This is a genomic window from Belnapia sp. AC561, from assembly GCF_979252845.1.
Genome location: NZ_CEEDBP010000001.1, coordinates 194742 through 210948 on the forward strand (window position 1 = coordinate 194742; position 16207 = coordinate 210948).

Sequence of the window (16207 nt, forward strand, 5' to 3'; positions counted from 1 at the left end):
AGTTCTGGCCGACGCTGCGCCGGGTGGTTCAGCCTTCCGGCACGTTCCGACGCAGCTCCTCGAGCCAGGCATTGGCATTGCCATCGGAGGGGGCGCGCCAGTCGCCGCGGGGCGAGAGCGAGCCGCCGGCCGAGACCTTCGGCCCATTCGGCATGGCGGAGCGCTTGAACTGGCTGAAGCCGAAGAAGCGGCGGATGAAGACCTCCAGCCAGCGGCGGATCTCGGGCAGGTCGTAGGCGCGGCGGGCTTCCTCGGGGAAGCCGGGCGGCCAGCCGCCGCGCGTCGCATCGCCCCAGGCCCGCAGTGCCAGGAAGGCGATCTTCGACGGGCGGAAGCCGTAGCGCAGCGTGTAGAACAGGTTGAAGTCCTGCAGCGCATAAGGGCCGACCTTGGCCTCGGTGCTCTGCATCGGCTCGCCGTCGGTCGCCGGGACCAGCTCGGGCGAGATCTCGGTGTTCAGGATGGAGGCGAGGGTCTCGCCGACCTCGGTATCGAACTGCCCGGTGCCGATGACCCAGCGGATCAGGTGCTGGATCAGCGTCTTCGGCACGCCGGAATTGACGTTGTAATGCGACATCTGGTCGCCGACGCCATAGGTGCACCAGCCGAGGCCCAGCTCCGACAGGTCGCCGGTGCCGAGGACGATCCCGTCGTGCAGATTGGCGGCGCGGAACAGGTAGTCGGTCCGCAGCCCGGCCTGCACGTTCTCGAAGGTGATGTCGTAGACGGGTTCGCCGCGGCCGAAGGGATGGCCGAGGTCGCCCAGCATCTGCCGCGCGGCCGGGCGGATATCCAGCTCCCGCGCATCGACGCCGAGGGCCGCCATCAGCCGATGGGCATTGCCCTTGGTGCCGTCGCTGGTGCCGAAGCCGGGCAGGGTATAGGCGATGATATCGGTCCGCGGCCGGCCGAGCAGGTCCATCGCCTTGGCGGCGACGATCAGCGCCTGGGTGGAATCGAGGCCGCCCGAGACGCCGATGACGATGCGCTTGATCCGCGCCGCGACCAGCCGCTGCTCCAGCCCCGAGACCTGGATGTTGTAGGCCTCGTAGCAGTCCTGGCTGAGCCGGGCCGGGTCGGCCGGGACGAAGGGGAAGCGCTCGATCGGCCGTTCGAAGCCGAGGTCGCCGGCGGGCGGGTTCAGGGTGAAGCCGATGCGGCGGAAGCCGGCGGCGCCCGGCTGGCGGCGGCGGTTGTCGTCGAAGGTGCCCTGGCGCGCGCGTTCCTGGCGCAGCAGGTCGAGGTCCACGTCGGCGACCGCGAGCTGGTCGCCGGCGGGGAAGCGCGGGCTTTCCCGCAGGACGGCGCCATTCTCGAAGATCGAGCACTGGCCGTCCCAGGCGAGGTCGGTGGTCGATTCGCCGGGGCCGGAGGCGGCATAGACATAGGCGGCGAGGCAGCGGGCGGATTGGGATTGCGCCAGCAGCCGGCGGGTCTCCGCCTTGCCGATGGTGATGTTGCTGGCCGAAAGATTGGCCAGCACGACGGCACCGGCCAGCGCCGCCTCCGAGCTCGGCGGCACCGGCACCCAGACGTCCTCGCAGACCTCGGCATGGACGATGAGGCCGGGCAGGCCCTCGGCGGCGAAGAGCAGGTCCGGGCCGAAGGGCACGGTCTGGCCGGCCAGGGTGATGCTGCCGCCCTCGGTGCCGAGGCCGGCGGCGAAATGGCGGTGCTCGTAGAATTCCCGGTAATTCGGCAGGTGGACCTTGGGCACCACGCCGAGCAGCCGGCCACCCTGGATGGCCAGGGCGCAGTTGTACAGGCGCCCCTGGTAGCGGATGGGTGCACCGACAAGCAGCAGGGTGCGGATGGCGCCCGAGGCGGCGACGAGGCGGGCGGCGGCGGCTTCGACCGCATCCAGCAGCGGGTCCTGCAGCAGCAGGTCGTCGATGGCGTAGCCGGAGAGGCAGAGCTCCGGGAAGACCGCGACGGCCACGCCCTGCGCCTCGCAACGGGCCGCCATCGCCAGGATCGTGCCGGCATTGGTCGCCGGATCGCCGATCGCGCAGCGGGTGGAACAGGCCGCGACCCGGGCGAAGCCGTGCCGGTAGAGGGAGAGGAAGCTGCTCATGCCCTCCAGTCTAGCTCAGCAGCGGGGCGCTGCCAGTGCCGCCTCGGCCGCGATGCCGAGGCATTCCTCCATCTGGGCCCGCAGCCGGCGGAGGTTGCGGTGCCCGGCGAAGCCCTGCCGCAGTGCCTCCCGCGTTTCCGGCTCGAGCAGCGGCAGTTCCTCGGGGGCGCAGCCCATGTCGGCGGCGATCCCGGCCAGCAGGCTGGTGAAGGTGCCGCCGAAGGCGCTCGCCGGTGGCGGGGCGATGTGGTGGACCGAGAGGCGCGACAGCAGCGGCGCCGAGATTCCCCGCGTCTCGTTCGCCGCCATGACCCAGATGGCGTGCCGGAGGTCGGCGGCGGTGCGCAGGCATTCGTCGAACCAGCCGACGGCGCTTTCGGGCTCGATCATCGCTAGCAGCGTGTCGTGCGCCCGGCCGTTGCTGTCCCGCTGGCCGCCGGCCTTCTCGATCTCGTCGAGGAAGAAGACCGGATTGGGGGTGGCGAGCCGGGCCATCTCGGCGATGGGCCAGGCCGGGGTGGTGGCGGACCAGCCGCGGGCGGTCCCCTGCAGGCAGCGGTTGTCGGTGGCGCCGCCGAGGTTGAGGCTGGCGAAGGGCAGGCCGAGCGCCTGGGAGAGGCGGCGGGCGAACCAGGTCTTGCCGACGCCCGGCGGGCCGACCAGCAGCAGCGGCCGCAGGCGGGGGGAGGGGCGCCCGGCATGGGCGGCGAGCGCCAGGGTGCGGCGGATCTCGGCGATCGGGGCGGCGAAGCTCGGGGCCGCCTCGGCCAGCCGGGCCAGCTTCCCGAGCGCATCGGCGGGGACGCGGTGCAGCGGCAGCGGCGTGGTGAGCGGCTGGTAGCTCTGCCACTCGCCGCGGTCGTTCGGAGCGGTGAAGGGCTGCAGCACCGTGACGCGGCTTCCCGGCGAGGGCTGCACCACCACCGGTGCCGGCGGGGGCGGCGCCGGCGCGGCGGGGGTTTCCAGGAAATCGGCCAGGCGCGCCGGCAATGGGCGGCCCTGTTCCATCCCTGGGATATAGCGCAGCCAGAGGTCGGCCGAGAGCCGGGCCGCCAGGACGAAATGGCGCAGGCGGGCGGCATCGCCGGCGAGGCCGCGGGCATCGGCATGGAGGCGGTGCTGCAGGGCCTCGATGCAGGCCAAGGCGCCCTGACGGGAGAGCGGGCCGCCGCGCTCGGCCACGATGCGGGTTGCGGTCAGGACCAGCGCGGCGCCCTCGGCGAAGCGGCCGCAGATCGAGCCGAAGCGGCTGGCGAATTCCAGCAGACCGGCATCATCGCCCGGGCGGACGGCATCCTCGCCGATGCGGGAGGGGAAGAGCGGGGAGCGGAGATGGCGCAGCAGAGCCGCTTCCAGGGCCGTGAGCTCCGCCGGCTCGATGGTCAGCCAGAGCCAGATGGGCGGGTTGGATGCCGTACCGAAGAGCAGGGCGGCGTCCGAGACCTCCCCTTCGGTCGACTGGGCGACCTGGGTCGGGGCGGTAGCGGGAAGGTTCGTGTCGGGCAATGGACGGCCTCGCTCGCGCTGTTCACGGAACAGAGAGCAGACAACACCGTCGCTTCACAATTGTGAATACAATTCGACAAACGATAGGCGGAATGACCACCGAGGTGGCGGAGGCACGAGGCCTCCGCCGGCAGGGGCTCAGGCTTCGGCGGAAACCGGGATGCCCTTGTCCTTCATCAGGGACTGCAGTTCGCCGGCCTGGAACATCTCCATGATGATGTCGCAGCCGCCCACGAACTCGCCCTGGACATAGAGCTGCGGGATGGTCGGCCAATTCGCATAGGCCTTGATGCCTTCGCGGATTTCCATGTCCTCCAGCACGTTCACGCCTTTGAAGGGCACGCCGATGTGGGAGAGGATCTGCACCACCCGGGCGGAGAAGCCGCACTGCGGGAAGACCGGGGTGCCCTTCATGTACAGCACGACCGGATTGGCCTTGATATCGGTCTCGATGCGTTCGAATGCGGGATTGGTCATGGATACTCTCCGTTAAGCGGCGGGTGCTGAGGTCTGCAGGGCGAGGGCGTGCAGCTCGCCCCCCATGCGGCCGCGGAGCGCGGCATAGACGAGCTGGTGCTGCTGGACGCGGCTGCGGCCGCGGAAGGCTTCGGAGACGACGGTGGCGGCGTAATGGTCGCCGTCCCCCGCCAGATCCTCGATGGTGATCTCGGCATCGGGGAGGGCCGCCTTGATCAGCGCCTCGATTTCCGCCGGTTGCATCGCCATCGGTCAGTTCCCCATCAAGGCCGGCAGGGTCGCTTCATGCGCCTGCCGCAGTGTCGCGACGGATATGGACGTGCCACCCGGCAGAACCAAGGCCTCCCCGCCGCTGCGGCCGAGGCTGGTCGCCGGGACCCCGGCGGCCTTGGCGGCGGCGAGCAGGGCGGCCGCATCCATCACCGCCAGAACGTACCGCGACTGGTCCTCGCCGAACCAGTGGGCATGGGCGGGGGTCCCGGCCGGGCCGGGCAGCAGGGTGGCGCCGGTGCCGCTGGCCATGGCCATCTCGGCGACCGCGACCAGCAGGCCGCCATCGGAGCAGTCGTGGCAGGCGCGGATGGTGCCGGCCAGGATCTGGGCGCGGACGAAGTCGCCGTTGCGGCGCTCGGCGGCGAGGTCGACCGGCGGCGGGGCGCCGGCTTCCTGGCCGGCGATCTCCCGCAGCCAGAGCGACTGGCCGAGCCAGCCGCGGGTCTCGCCCACCAGGACGAGGTCGGCGCCGGCCGGCATGGCGAGGCCCATGGCCTGGGCCACGTCCTCCAGCACGCCGACGCCGCCGATGGCCGGGGTGGGCAGGATGCCCTTGCCCTCGGTCTCGTTGTAGAGGCTGACGTTGCCGGAGACGACCGGGAAGTCGAGGGCGATGCAGGCGCTGGCCATGCCGCGGACGGCGCTGGCGAATTGCCCCATGATCTCGGGCTTCTCGGGATTGCCGAAATTCATGTTGTCGGTGATGGCCAGCGGCAGGGCGCCGGTCGCGGTGATGTTGCGCCAGGCCTCGGCCACCGCCTGGCGGCCGCCTTCCTCCGGGTCGGCGAAGCAGTAGCGCGGGGTGCAGTCGGTGGTGAGCGCCAGGGCGCGGCTGCTGTCGTCGAGCCGGACCACGGCGGCATCGGCGGCGCCGGGGCGCTTGGCGGTCTGGCCGCCGACCATGCTGTCGTACTGGTCCCAGATCCAGCGGCGGGAGCAGAGGTCGGGGCAGGCGACCAGGGTCTGCAGGGCCGCCTCGATCCCCATCGGGTCGGCGACCGAGGCGGCATCCAGCACCGGCTGCTTCGGCGTCTCGGCGGTTGGCCGGCGATAGAGCGGCGCCTCGGATTCCAGCGGGGCCAGGGGGATGTCGGCTTCGAGGATGCCCTTGTGGCGGATGGTGATGTGGCCGGTATCGGTGAGGTGGCCGATGACGGCGAAATCCAGCTCCCATTTGGTGAAGATGCGCTCGGCGATGTGCTCGGCGCCGGGGCGGAGGACCATGAGCATGCGCTCCTGGCTCTCGGAGAGCATCATCTCATAGGCGGTCATGCCCTCCTCGCGCTGGGGGACGTTGTCCATCACCAGCTCGATGCCGACGCCGCCCTTGCCGGCCATCTCGACCGAGGATGAGGTCAGGCCGGCGGCGCCCATGTCCTGGATGGCGACGATGGCATCGGTCTGCATCAGCTCGAGGCAGGCCTCGATCAGCAGCTTCTCGGCGAAGGGGTCGCCGATCTGGACCGTGGGGCGCTTCTCTTCCGAGTCCGCGGTGAATTCGGTGCTGGCCATGGTGGCGCCGTGGATGCCGTCCCGGCCGGTCTTCGAGCCGACATAGACCACCGGGTTGCCGACGCCAGCGGCGGCGCTGAGGAAGATGCCGTCCTTCGGCGCGATGCCGACGGTCATCGCATTGACCAGCGGGTTGCCGTTGTAGGCGGCGTGGAAATTGACCTCGCCGCCCACGGTCGGGACGCCGACGCAATTGCCGTAGCCGCCGATGCCGCGGACCACGCCGTCGATGGTGGACTTCATCCGCGGCGCCCCGGGCAGGCCGAAGCGCAGCGCGTTGAGGTTGGCGATTGGCCGGGCGCCCATGGTGAAGACGTCGCGCAGGATTCCGCCGACGCCGGTCGCCGCGCCCTGGTAGGGCTCGATGAAGCTCGGGTGGTTGTGGCTCTCCATCTTGAAGACCGCGACCAGGCCGCCGCCGATGTCGATGACGCCGGCATTCTCGCCCGGGCCATGCACCACCCAGGGGGCCTTGGTCGGCAGTTCCCGCAGCCAGACCCGGCTGGATTTGTAGGAACAGTGCTCCGACCACATGACGGAGAAGATGCCGAGCTCGGTCAGCGACGGCGTGCGGCCAAGGATGGTCAGGGCCCGCTCATACTCATCCGGCTTCAGGCCGAATTCGCCGGCGAGTTGCCGCGCCCGGCTGGCGTCCAGGGGGGAGGGGGTGGCTTGCTGGGTGCTCACGCTTTCGGGATTCCCATGGAGGCGAAATGGTGTGGCGTTATAGCATCAGTCGCGGAGGTGGCGGTGGCCCGCTCCGTCGCGTCAGGGGAACACCTGCCATGCCGAGAGCGGTTCTGTCCTTGTTGTTTTTCGCTCTGCTGGCATTCCCCTTTTTGACATTCCCCGCCGCGGCGCAGCTCGATGGGGCGCCGAAGGCCCCGGCCGTGGCGGCGCCGCCCAGCCAGTGCCCGGACAACATGGATGCCTTCGCCGATAGCAGCGAGGTCCTGACCTGCGTCTGTCCCATGGCGCAACTGGGGTCGGGCTCGGTCTGGGGGACGGATACCTATACGGCGGATAGCGCGACCTGCCGTGCGGCGCTGCATGCCGGGATGGTGGGGCGCCAGGGCGGGACCGTGACCCTGGAGATGCTGCCTGGCGCGGCCCGCTACCCCGGCACCACCCGCAACGGGGTGCAAAGCCAGAATTACGGCAGCTACCGCGGCAGCTACCGCTTCCAGGGGGAGCCGGTCCGGGCCCAGGCGGCCCCCGCGGCCCCGGCCGCTCCGACCCAGATCAGCCAATGCCCCGACAACATGAGCGCCTTCGCCGATAGCGCGGAGGTGGTGACCTGCAGCTGCCCGGCGGCCCAGCTGGGGGCAGGCTCGGTCTGGGGAACGGATACCTATACCGCGGACAGCGCGACCTGCCGCGCGGCGCTGCATGCCGGGATGCTCGGCCGCCAGGGCGGGACCGTGACCCTGGAGATGCTGCCGGGCGCGCCGCGTTACCCCGGGACCACCCGCAACGGCGTCGCCAGCAACAACTATGCGGCCTATGGCGCCAGCTACCGCTTCCGGGGCGACCCGCAGCGGCCGCCGCAGGTCGGCGCCGGCCCCACCAATGCCGGCCCCACCACTGCCGGCCAGTGCCCGGATACGATGAGCGCCTACGCCGATAGCACGGAGGTCGTGACCTGCGGCTGCCCAGCCGCCCAGGCCGGATCGGGCTCGGTCTGGGGGACGGATACCTATACCGCGGATAGCGCGACCTGCCGTGCCGCCTTGCATGCCGGGCGGATCGGCCGCCAGGGCGGGACCGTGACCCTGGAGATGCTGCCTGGCGAGGCCCGCTATCCCGGCACCACCCGCAACGGCATCGCCAGCAACAACTACGGCGCCTATGGCTCCAGCTTCCGCTTCCAGGGCGCCGCGGCCAGCGGCCCGCAGCTTTGCCCCGACAGCATGACCGCCTTCGCCGATAGCGCCGAGCAGGTGAGCTGCCTCTGCCCGGGCGAGGCGACCTTGCGCGGCAGCATCTGGGGGACGGATACCTATACGGCGGATAGCGCGACCTGCCGTGCCGCCGTCCATGCCGGGATGATCGCCCAGACGGGCGGCACCGTGAGCCTGCAGATGCTGCCCGGGGCGCCGCGCTATCCCGGCACCACGCGGAACGGCATCGCCAGCAACAACTACGGCGCCTTTGGCGCCAGCTACCGCTTCCTGGGCGACCCGCGGGCGGCCAAGGCCGGCGCCCCGGTGCAGGCCCCGGTGGCGGAGAGCCTGCAGCGGACCGGGCAGGTGCAGCTCTATATCACCTTCCGGACCGGCTCCGCCGACCTCGACATGAATGCCGCGCCGGTGCTGTACCAGGTGCGGGATGCGCTCGCCGCCGACCCGGGGCTGCGGCTGACCCTGATCGGCCATACCGACAGCACCGGCTCCGCCGCGACCAACCTGCCGTTGTCGCAGCGAAGGGCGGACAGCGTGCGGCAATGGCTGGTCGCCAGCGGCATCGGCGCGGACCGGCTGGCGGCCGAGGGGCGGGGGCCGAACGAGCCGATCGCCGACAATGGCAGCGAGGCCGGCCGGTCCCTGAACCGGCGGGTGCAGGCGGCGCGGATGCCCTAGCGGCCTGAGGGCTAGCTCAGGCCGTGGCCAGCGCCTCGGCCAGGCCTTCGAACAGCGGCAGCCCGTCGGTGCCGTCGATCAGCGGGTCCACCTGGTTCTCGGGATGCGGCATCAGCCCCATGACCCGCAGGTTGGGGGAGAGGATGCCGGCGATGTTTCGCGCGCTGCCGTTGCGGTTGGCCGCTTCGGTCACCGCGCCCTCGGCGGTCGCGTAGCGCAGGGCGACCAGGTTCTCGCCCTCCAGCCGGTCCAGGGTCGCGTCGTCGGCGAAGTAGTTGCCGTCGCCATGCGCCATGGTGGAGCGGAAGACCGCGCCGCGCTGGAAGTGCCGGGTATAGGGGGTGTCGGTGCGCTCCACCCGCATGTGGCAATCCATCGAAAGGAAGCGGAGCGTCGCGTTCTTCAACAGCGCGCCGGGCAGCAGCCCCGCCTCGACTAGCATCTGGAAGCCGTTGCAGACGCCGAGCACATGGCCGCCGCCGGCGGCGAAGGCCTGGATGGCGCGCATGATGGGGCTCTGCGCCGCCATGGCGCCGCAGCGGAGATAGTCGCCATAGGAGAAGCCGCCCGGCAGGACCACGAGATCGGTCCCGGCCGGCAATTCGGTGTCCCGGTGCCAGAGCATGGCCGGCTTGCGGCCGGTGACCCGCTGCAGGGCCAGGGCCATGTCGCGTTCCCGGTTGGTGCCGGGGAAAAGGACGATTCCAGCCTGCATCACATCAACTCCCCACTCAGCTTCCCTGCCACACCTTCAGCCAATGCAGCCCGCCCAGCACCAGCATGGTCGCCACCGCGCTCAGCGTCGCGGCGGTGAGCCAGCGGTTCAACGTGCGCTTCTGCGCCGCCAGCCAGCCCCGGCGCGGCCGGACCTGCGGCTTCACCGCGGCCACCCGCTCCTCACGCCAGCGCAGGCCGATCGAGATCAGCACCGTCAGCGCCGCCATGATGAGCAGGGAGGTCTTCATCATCGGCTGGGCGAAGCTCCGTCACAGCCGAAGCGGTGGCTCATGCCAGGGTCACCGAGAAGCTCTCGATCACCATGTTCGCCAGCAGCTTGCGGGCCATGGCCTCGGCCGCGGCCTGGGCCTTGGCCGGGTCGGTCTCGGCCAGTTCCAGCTCGATCACCTTGCCGGCGCGAACCTCGCCCACGCCCTCGAAGCCGAGGCCGGCGAGGGCATGGCCGATCGCCTTGCCCTGGGGGTCCAGCACGCCCGCCTTGGGCATGACGGTCACACGTGCCTTCATTGGTCCCTCCGATTCACGCCTTCGGTACTCCGCTTCGCGTCCGCCCTGCGGCGACCGGCGAGGATCATTGCATCATCTCCGGACCCTTAAGGTCCCGCACGCCGGCCTCGGGCAGGATGCCGAGGCGGCGCGCCACTTCCTGGTAGCCTTCCTCGACCTTGCCGAGGTCGCGGCGGAAGCGGTCCTTGTCCATCTTCTCGCCGGTCTTGCTGTCCCAGAGCCGGCAATTATCCGGGCTGATCTCGTCGGCGAGGACGATCCGCATCTCGTCGTTCTCGTAGAGCCGGCCGAATTCCAGCTTGAAATCCACCAGGCTGATGCCGACGCCGAGCAGGAGCCCGGTGAGGAAGTCGTTCACCCGGAGCGTCAGGGCGACGATGTCGTCCAGGTCCTGGGTCGCCGCCCAGCCGAAGGCGGTGATGTGCTCCTCGCAGACCAGGGGGTCGTTCAGCGCCTCGTTCTTGTAGTAGTATTCGATGATCGAGCGCGGCAGGCGGGTGCCCTCGGCGATGCCGAGCCGGGTGCTCAGGCTGCCGGCGGCCACGTTCCGCACCACGATCATCAGCGGGATGATCTCCACCTCGCGGATTAATTGCTCCCGCATGTTCAGCCGGCGGATGAAATGGGTCGGGACGCCGATCTCCATCAACCGGGTCATCAGGTATTCGCTGATGCGGTTGTTCAGCACGCCCTTGCCGGTGATGATGCCCTTCTTCTGCGCATGGAAGGCGGTGGCGTCGTCCTTGAAATACTGCACCAGGGTGCCGGGCTCGGGGCCTTCGAAGAGGATCTTGGCCTTCCCCTCATAGAGCTGACGGCGTCGCGCCATGGTGTGGACTATCCTTCTGTCGGCGACTTCTTGCGAGTCGCACCCATGGCCGCGCGCGGGCATCCCGGCTGGCCCGGGTGCTCCGGCGGGTGGGGTATAGCAAGGGGTTGCTGATACCGCCACGGCCCAAGGGGCGAATGCGGCGGCCCGGCGAGGCTGGGCAGACCCGCGGCAGCCGCGGATCAGGGCATGGCGACGGGCAGGAAGGGGGCTTCCCCGGCCGGCCCCGTGGCAAAGCGCCAGATGACCTGCCCATCCCGGCCGATGGCCAGCAGGCTGGAGGACACCGTGCCGAAGCCGTTGGTCGGCGGCACCCGCAGGGCTTCCGCCGCACCGGTGTCGAAGCCGGAATCGGCCAGCAGCGCCTCCCAGCCCTGCCAGTCCTCCTGCTCGGGCCGAGGCTCCGCCGCGGCGCGGAAGCGCGGCAGGTGGCGGGCGGTGCGCGGGCTGGCCAGGTCGTTCGGATCATGCGCCGTGACCATGTGCACCCCGGGGCCGAGCGGCAGCGCCGCCGGCCTTCCCTGGCCGGTGCCGCGCAGGAACCAGGCGCCCGCGGCATCCGCCAGGACCATGTTGAAGGGGCGCCATTCCGCCGCCGGCAGGCCGGCGATCGCGGCCGCGCCGGCCGCCGCGCTGCCCGCCGCCAGGGCCAGCAGCGGCAATTCGCCGCGGGAGCGGAGGCCGGGGGCAGGCCCCAGGCTGCCCGGGCGGTTCAGCACGGTCGCCACCGCGCCGCCCCGGCTGGCCGCCATCCAGGTGCCCCCCGCCGTCCGGTCCCGGCCGCCGACGACCGCGGGCTGCCCGGGCCACCAGGCCGCGGGCGGGTCCCAGGCCCGGTCCAGGCGCTCGTCCCGGTTGGCGGCGATCAGGACCGGGAAGGCATGGCCAGGCCGGTGCAGCAGGATGACGGTGCACATGCCCGGCCGATAGCATGGCGGGCCGGATGCGTCTGCCGCCCATGGCTACGCTTCCTTTACCCGGGGCACCGACACTCGGCCGGTCTGGACAGGGACCAAGACAGGCCATGCCCGCCCACCCCGCCGCATCGGTCGCCCGATGAGCCTCCTCCCGGTCATCCTTGGCCTGATCAATGATTCGGGCACCGCCGGGGATGGCATCACCGCCGATGCCGCGCCGGTTCTCTATGGGACGGCGGCGCCGGGTGCCCTGGTCCATATCCTGCGCGGCGGCACCCAGATCGGCAGCGCCACGGCCGATGGCGTTGGCGCCTGGCGGGCCCTGGCCAATGTGATCGGGGAGGCGAGCGTCGACCTCATCGCCCGCACCGCCGCGGGTGACAGCGCCGGCTACCGGCTGGTGGTGGACCAGACCGCGCCCGACGCCCCGGTGCTGACCGGCTTCGCCGGGGATACCACCGGGGACCGCTCGCAGCCGATCTGGCAGACGGTGGACACCACCCCGAGCGTCGCGGGCACCGCCGAGGCCGGCGCCATCGTCCGCGCCTATGACGGCAGCACGCTGCTGGCCACCACCACGGCCGGGATCGGCGGCGCCTGGACGCTCGACCTCGGCGACTGCCCGCTCGGCCAGTTCTACGCGATCGGGATTGAGGCGGAGGACGGCGCCGGCAATACCTCCTCCCGCACCCCGCTCAACCTGCGGGTCGGTGAGACCACGGTGCCCGTGGTGACCGCGGTGCAGGCCCCCGCGCCGGCCAATTACGCATCCGGGGATGCGCTCGACTTCGTCATCCAGTTCAACAAGCCGGTGGCGGTCAGCACGCCCCCGGGCGGCAGCGGGCCGCTGCTGGAGGTGCTGGTCGGGGACCAGGTGCTCACCGCCGGCTATGTCTCCAACGCGGCGCCGCACCGCCTCACCTTCCGGCTGGTCCTGCCGGCCGGGGTCTCGGACCAGGATGGCATCGCCCTCGGCCGGCTGCTGACCACGGGCGGGGCCATCCGCGATACCTCCAACAATCCGCTGTCCGGCGGGCTGGCCGGGGTCCCGGACCTTTCGGGCGTATTGGTGCAAGCGGATCTCACCGCGCCGGTGCTGGCCAGCATCATCGGTCCCGCCGCCGGCAATCATGCCGCCGGGGACCTGCTGGCCTTCACCCTGGTATTCGATGAGGCGGTGCAGCTTCTGCAGGGTGTCGGGTCCGGCCCGCAGCTGCAGGTGACCATCGGCGGCATAACCTGGCTGGCCGGCTACCAGGGCCAGCCGGCGGCGGACCGGCTGAGCTTCGGCCTCGTCGTCCAGGCGAATGCGGTGGCCCAGGCGGGGATCGCCCTGGGCGCCTTGCTCCCCAATGGCGCCAGCATCGCCGATACCATGGGCAATGCCTGGTCCGGGGACCTCGGCACGCTGCCCGACCTGTCCGCCGTGCTGGTGCAGGCGGATCTGACCCCGCCCGCCATCCTGGCCGTCGCGCTGGAGCAGGCGGGGCCCTTCGGCCTGGGCGACCGCATCATCCTGGCACTCCAGCTGACCGAGGCGGTGACCATTGCCCCGGGCGGCGTGGCGCCCCTGCTGCACCTGAGCATCGGCGGCCAGCCCGTGCAGGCCAGCCTGCTGCCGGGGAGCGACCCCGGCGTGCTGCGCTTCGGCACCATGGTGACGCCGGGACTGCTGGCGACCGGCATCACCCTGGTCGGGCTCAGCGACCCGGGCGGAGCCGTGACCGATCTCGCCGGCCACCCGCTCGACCTCAGTCTGCCCGCCGCCCCCGCCCTGGCGGCCCAGGTGATCGATGCGGTGGTGCCGGTTGCCAGCCTGGCCCTGCCCGGTGCCGGCCGCTACATTCCCGGCGAGATCCTGCATCTGGTGCTGACGACGACCGAGCCGGTCCATCTCGCCGATGGGCCCGAATTACCCGGCCTGCTGCTCGACCTGGACGGGATCAACCGGACCGCGACCTTCGACCTGTCGCATAGCACCACGACCAGCCTGGCCTTCGACCTTGTGGTACAGGCCGGCGATGTGGCGCGGTCCGGCATCCGGGTCATCGGGCTCGATGATCCCGGCGGGCGCCTGCTGGATGCCGCGGGCAATGGGCTGCAGTTCACCGCGCCGCAGGGGCTGCTGCTGGCCAGTCTCTGGCCGGCCGACCAGACGCCGCCCACCGTCCTGCCTGTCGGTGAGCCGGTGCGGGACGATGGCCTCGATATCACCCTGGAATTCTCCGAACCGCTGGTCCTCTCCGGTGCGCCGCCGGCATTGGCCGTCGTGGTGGATGGGGTGTCCTATCTCGCCAGCCTCGCCGCGGTGCCTCAGCCGGCCATCCTGCTGTTCCACCTCGATCTCGCGTGGCGGCCGCAGGCCATCAAGCTCCAGGGCCTCGTCACCGCGGGACATGTCGCGGATGCGGCGGGCAACGACTGGGATGGCGGCGGCATCGCCGGCCTCGGCTGGCATTACGCACTCTCGGGCGATGCATCCCTGGCCGGTGGCCCGGGCAACGATACCTATTACATCGACAGCCAGGCGGATGCGGTCTTCGAGATCTCCGGACAGGGCAATGACAGGGTCATCGCGGCCGGCAGCTATCATCTCCCCGACGCCATCGAGGCATTGGTCCTCGTTGCGGGGGCTGGCGACCTTTATGGCATCGGCAATGCGGCGGCGAATAGCCTGACCGGCAACGAAGGCGCCAATCTGCTGCTGGGCCTGGATGGGGACGATAGTCTCGATGGCGGGGCGGGGCCCGACACCCTGGTCGGCGGTGCCGGCCATGATTCGCTGACCGGCGGCCCGGACCTCGCCTCCGACGTGCTCGCCGGCGGCGATGGCGACGATACGCTCGATGGCGCCAGCGGCCTTGGGGAGCGGGACTATCTCCATGGCCTGGCCGGGGACGATACCTACTCCATCGACAGCATGACCGATCTCGTTTTCGAGGGCGTGGGCGAAGGCCTTGATACCGTCTTCGCCATGATGGCCGGCGCCGGCTATCAGCTGCCCGCCAATGTGGAGAATCTGGTGCTGCAAGGCGGCACGCTGTTCGGGGTCGGCAATGGCATCGCCAATGCGATGACCGGCAACCAGCTGGGGAATTGGCTGCTGGGTGGCGACGGCGATGACACGCTGAACGGCAAGACGGGAAGCGACCTGCTCTTCGGTGAGGCTGGCGCGGATAGCTTCGTCTTCGAACGGGGCACCGGCCGCGACGTGATCGGTGATTTCACGCCTGGGACCGATCATATCCGCCTGCTCGGCCTGGGCCTGGCGACGGCCATCGAAGTCCTCGCGGCCACGACGCAGGATGGCGGCAACACCGTGATCGACCTTGGCCAGGGCGATTTCATCGTGCTGAATGGCATTGCCAGGGCGGCGCTGGCTGCCGGGGATTTCCTGTTCGGCTGAACCGTCGCGGCCCATGGGCCGGGCCTGCTAGCCTGCCTTGCGATCCATCCCGTGGGGCCCCGATGCATGATACCGCCGCGATCTGCCTGGCAGCCGGGCAAATGCTGCTGGACCCGGCCGCCTCGGGCTCGGCCGATGCGCGCGATTTCCTCGACTGGCTGGCCTGCCCAATGCCGGCCATCCCTGGTCCGGCCGAAGAGGGCCGCGCCCGGTTGCTGATGGCCGCCTCCCGCTTCACCCGCCTCTTCAGCCTCGAATGTCCCACCGCCCCGGGCCTCGCCGTCTTCGGCGCGGAGGTGCCGCTGGATCTGCTGGCCGCGCGGCCCGGCCTGCCGCACGCCGCTGCCTCCGGTGCCGGCACCAGCCTGCTGCAAGCCTTCGAGAGCTGTGCGGGGGAGGGGGTGGAACTGCTCGCGTCCGTTGAAACCACGGCGGATCGCGCGTCGCAGCGTCCAGCGCCGCCGGATGCGGTTGATGCCCGATGGCTCGGTCAGGTGCTCCCGCCCGGCACGAGGCCGTCCTCCTGGGCGGAAATGCTGCGGCTGGACGGTCCCGGAAGCCGCTGGGTTCCGGCCGGCCTCTGCTTCCGTCAGCCCGATGCCGTCAGGGAATTCCCGCCGCCCTGGCCGCTCAGCATCGGCTGCGCGGCCGGGTCCACGCCGGAAGCCGCGGCGCTGCATGCGCTGCTGGAATTGGTGGAGCGGGATGCGGCGGCGCTCTGGTGGCGCGGGGGCCGGCGTGGCCGCCCGGTGCCGCTGGAGGATCCGGCCGCCGCGGCGGCGCAGGCTTTGGTCCAGGGCTTGCGCCAGGGTGCCGGGCGCCGGCGCAGCTGGTTGCTCGACCTGACCACCGATCTCGGCGTGCCGGTGCTGGCCGCAATCTCCACCGGGGCGGATGGCCGTGGGTTCTGCTGCGGCCTGGCTGCCCGTCCCGGCCGCGCCCGTGCCGCCGAGGCCGCGGTGCGGGAGATGGCGCAGATGGAGATGGCCCATGCCGTGGTGCTGGCGAAGCAGCGGGAGGCCGGCGCCGCGGCATTGAATGCACGGGATCACGCCTTGCTCGCCCGCTACCAGAGGCTCGATGCCGCAGGCTGCATCCTGCTGCATCCCCATGGGGCGGCGGTCATGACGGCAGACCTGCCGGAGCCGCCGGCCGAGGCCCTGGCCGCACTGATCGGGCGCCTGCATGAACAGGGCATTCCGGTGCTGGCCCGCGACCTGACCCGGCCCGAACTCGGCGTGCCGGTCATGCGGATGCTGTGCCCCGGCCTCGCGGTCGAGCCGGGCCGGGTCATCGGTGAAAGGCTTGCGGCCTGCCAAGCCGAAACCGGCAGCGGCGATTGCCATCATGGAGGAATTGCGTTGTTGTGAGGGCAGAGGCCATCACCGC

General features: G+C 71.0%; 13 protein-coding genes. 3 read left to right on the forward strand and 10 right to left on the reverse strand.

From position 1 onward, the window contains the following. Positions 1-28 precede the first annotated feature (28 nt). The 5 genes from AC0IW9_RS01030 to purL all read right to left on the reverse strand — a co-directional run bounded on the left by AC0IW9_RS01030 (position 29) and on the right by purL (position 6529). Positions 29-2074 carry an NAD(+) synthase gene (locus tag AC0IW9_RS01030; protein ID WP_471646342.1) on the reverse strand — a complete coding sequence of 682 codons (2046 nt, stop codon included), beginning with the start codon at positions 2072-2074 and terminating at the stop codon, positions 29-31. Positions 2075-2089: 15 nt separating this feature from the next. After that, entirely contained in the window at positions 2090-3580 is a 1491-nt protein-coding gene (locus AC0IW9_RS01035; protein ID WP_471646343.1) for an AAA family ATPase, read from the reverse strand. A gap of 138 nt (positions 3581-3718) precedes the next feature. Next, the gene (gene grxD / locus AC0IW9_RS01040) at positions 3719-4057 is read right to left on the reverse strand and encodes a Grx4 family monothiol glutaredoxin (protein ID WP_471646344.1); all 339 of its coding nucleotides are present in this window, start codon (positions 4055-4057) and stop codon (positions 3719-3721) included. A gap of 12 nt (positions 4058-4069) precedes the next feature. After that, a complete protein-coding gene (locus tag AC0IW9_RS01045; protein WP_471646345.1) occupies positions 4070-4306 on the reverse strand; it encodes a BolA family protein in 237 nt (78 codons plus the stop codon). A gap of 3 nt (positions 4307-4309) precedes the next feature. Then, the gene (purL, locus tag AC0IW9_RS01050) at positions 4310-6529 is read right to left on the reverse strand and encodes a phosphoribosylformylglycinamidine synthase subunit PurL (RefSeq protein WP_471646346.1); all 2220 of its coding nucleotides are present in this window, start codon (positions 6527-6529) and stop codon (positions 4310-4312) included. Between the two features lie 152 nt (positions 6530-6681). Between purL and AC0IW9_RS01055 the strand changes: the two genes are divergently transcribed. After that, entirely contained in the window at positions 6682-8421 is a 1740-nt protein-coding gene (locus tag AC0IW9_RS01055) for an LCCL domain-containing protein (RefSeq protein ID WP_471646347.1), read from the forward strand. A gap of 16 nt (positions 8422-8437) precedes the next feature. Here the strand turns inward: AC0IW9_RS01055 and purQ are convergent, their stop codons facing one another. From purQ to AC0IW9_RS01080, 5 genes are all read right to left on the reverse strand, one after another. After that, positions 8438-9136 (reverse strand): phosphoribosylformylglycinamidine synthase subunit PurQ, encoded by a 699-nt coding sequence (purQ, locus tag AC0IW9_RS01060; RefSeq protein ID WP_471646348.1) that lies wholly within the window; start codon positions 9134-9136, stop codon positions 8438-8440. A gap of 16 nt (positions 9137-9152) precedes the next feature. Next, positions 9153-9389, reverse strand: a complete 237-nt coding sequence (locus AC0IW9_RS01065; RefSeq protein ID WP_471646349.1) for a hypothetical protein — start codon at positions 9387-9389, stop codon at positions 9153-9155. Between the two features lie 37 nt (positions 9390-9426). After that, positions 9427-9666, reverse strand: coding sequence for a phosphoribosylformylglycinamidine synthase subunit PurS (gene purS / locus AC0IW9_RS01070; RefSeq protein WP_471646350.1), 240 nt, complete (start codon positions 9664-9666; stop codon positions 9427-9429). A 64-nt stretch (positions 9667-9730) separates the two neighbouring features. Next, positions 9731-10495 carry a phosphoribosylaminoimidazolesuccinocarboxamide synthase gene (gene purC, locus AC0IW9_RS01075; protein ID WP_471646351.1) on the reverse strand — a complete coding sequence of 255 codons (765 nt, stop codon included), beginning with the start codon at positions 10493-10495 and terminating at the stop codon, positions 9731-9733. 182 nt (positions 10496-10677) lie between these two features. Further along, positions 10678-11412, reverse strand: a complete 735-nt coding sequence (locus AC0IW9_RS01080; protein WP_471646352.1) for an NRDE family protein — start codon at positions 11410-11412, stop codon at positions 10678-10680. Positions 11413-11551: 139 nt separating this feature from the next. Between AC0IW9_RS01080 and AC0IW9_RS01085 the strand changes: the two genes are divergently transcribed. Both AC0IW9_RS01085 and AC0IW9_RS01090 read left to right on the forward strand, forming a co-directional pair. Further along, positions 11552-14818, forward strand: a complete 3267-nt coding sequence (locus tag AC0IW9_RS01085; RefSeq protein ID WP_471646353.1) for a calcium-binding protein — start codon at positions 11552-11554, stop codon at positions 14816-14818. 62 nt (positions 14819-14880) lie between these two features. Continuing rightward, a complete protein-coding gene (locus AC0IW9_RS01090) occupies positions 14881-16188 on the forward strand; it encodes a YcaO-like family protein (RefSeq protein WP_471646354.1) in 1308 nt (435 codons plus the stop codon). Positions 16189-16207 lie beyond the last annotated feature (19 nt).

Excerpts from the sequence above, each read along its gene's own strand:
- AC0IW9_RS01030 (WP_471646342.1), bottom strand. The coding sequence starts at position 2,074 with ATGAGCAGCTTCCTCTCCCTCTACCGGCACGGCTTCGCCCGGGTCGCG.
- grxD (WP_471646344.1), bottom strand. The coding sequence starts at position 4,057 with ATGACCAATCCCGCATTCGAACGCATCGAGACCGATATCAAGGCCAAT.
- AC0IW9_RS01045 (WP_471646345.1), bottom strand. The coding sequence starts at position 4,306 with ATGGCGATGCAACCGGCGGAAATCGAGGCGCTGATCAAGGCGGCCCTC.
- purQ (WP_471646348.1), bottom strand. The coding sequence starts at position 9,136 with ATGCAGGCTGGAATCGTCCTTTTCCCCGGCACCAACCGGGAACGCGAC.
- AC0IW9_RS01065 (WP_471646349.1), bottom strand. The coding sequence starts at position 9,389 with ATGATGAAGACCTCCCTGCTCATCATGGCGGCGCTGACGGTGCTGATC.
- purS (WP_471646350.1), bottom strand. The coding sequence starts at position 9,666 with ATGAAGGCACGTGTGACCGTCATGCCCAAGGCGGGCGTGCTGGACCCC.
- purC (WP_471646351.1), bottom strand. The coding sequence starts at position 10,495 with ATGGCGCGACGCCGTCAGCTCTATGAGGGGAAGGCCAAGATCCTCTTC.
- AC0IW9_RS01080 (WP_471646352.1), bottom strand. The coding sequence starts at position 11,412 with ATGTGCACCGTCATCCTGCTGCACCGGCCTGGCCATGCCTTCCCGGTC.
- AC0IW9_RS01085 (WP_471646353.1), top strand. The coding sequence starts at position 11,552 with ATGAGCCTCCTCCCGGTCATCCTTGGCCTGATCAATGATTCGGGCACC.
- AC0IW9_RS01090 (WP_471646354.1), top strand. The coding sequence starts at position 14,881 with ATGCATGATACCGCCGCGATCTGCCTGGCAGCCGGGCAAATGCTGCTG.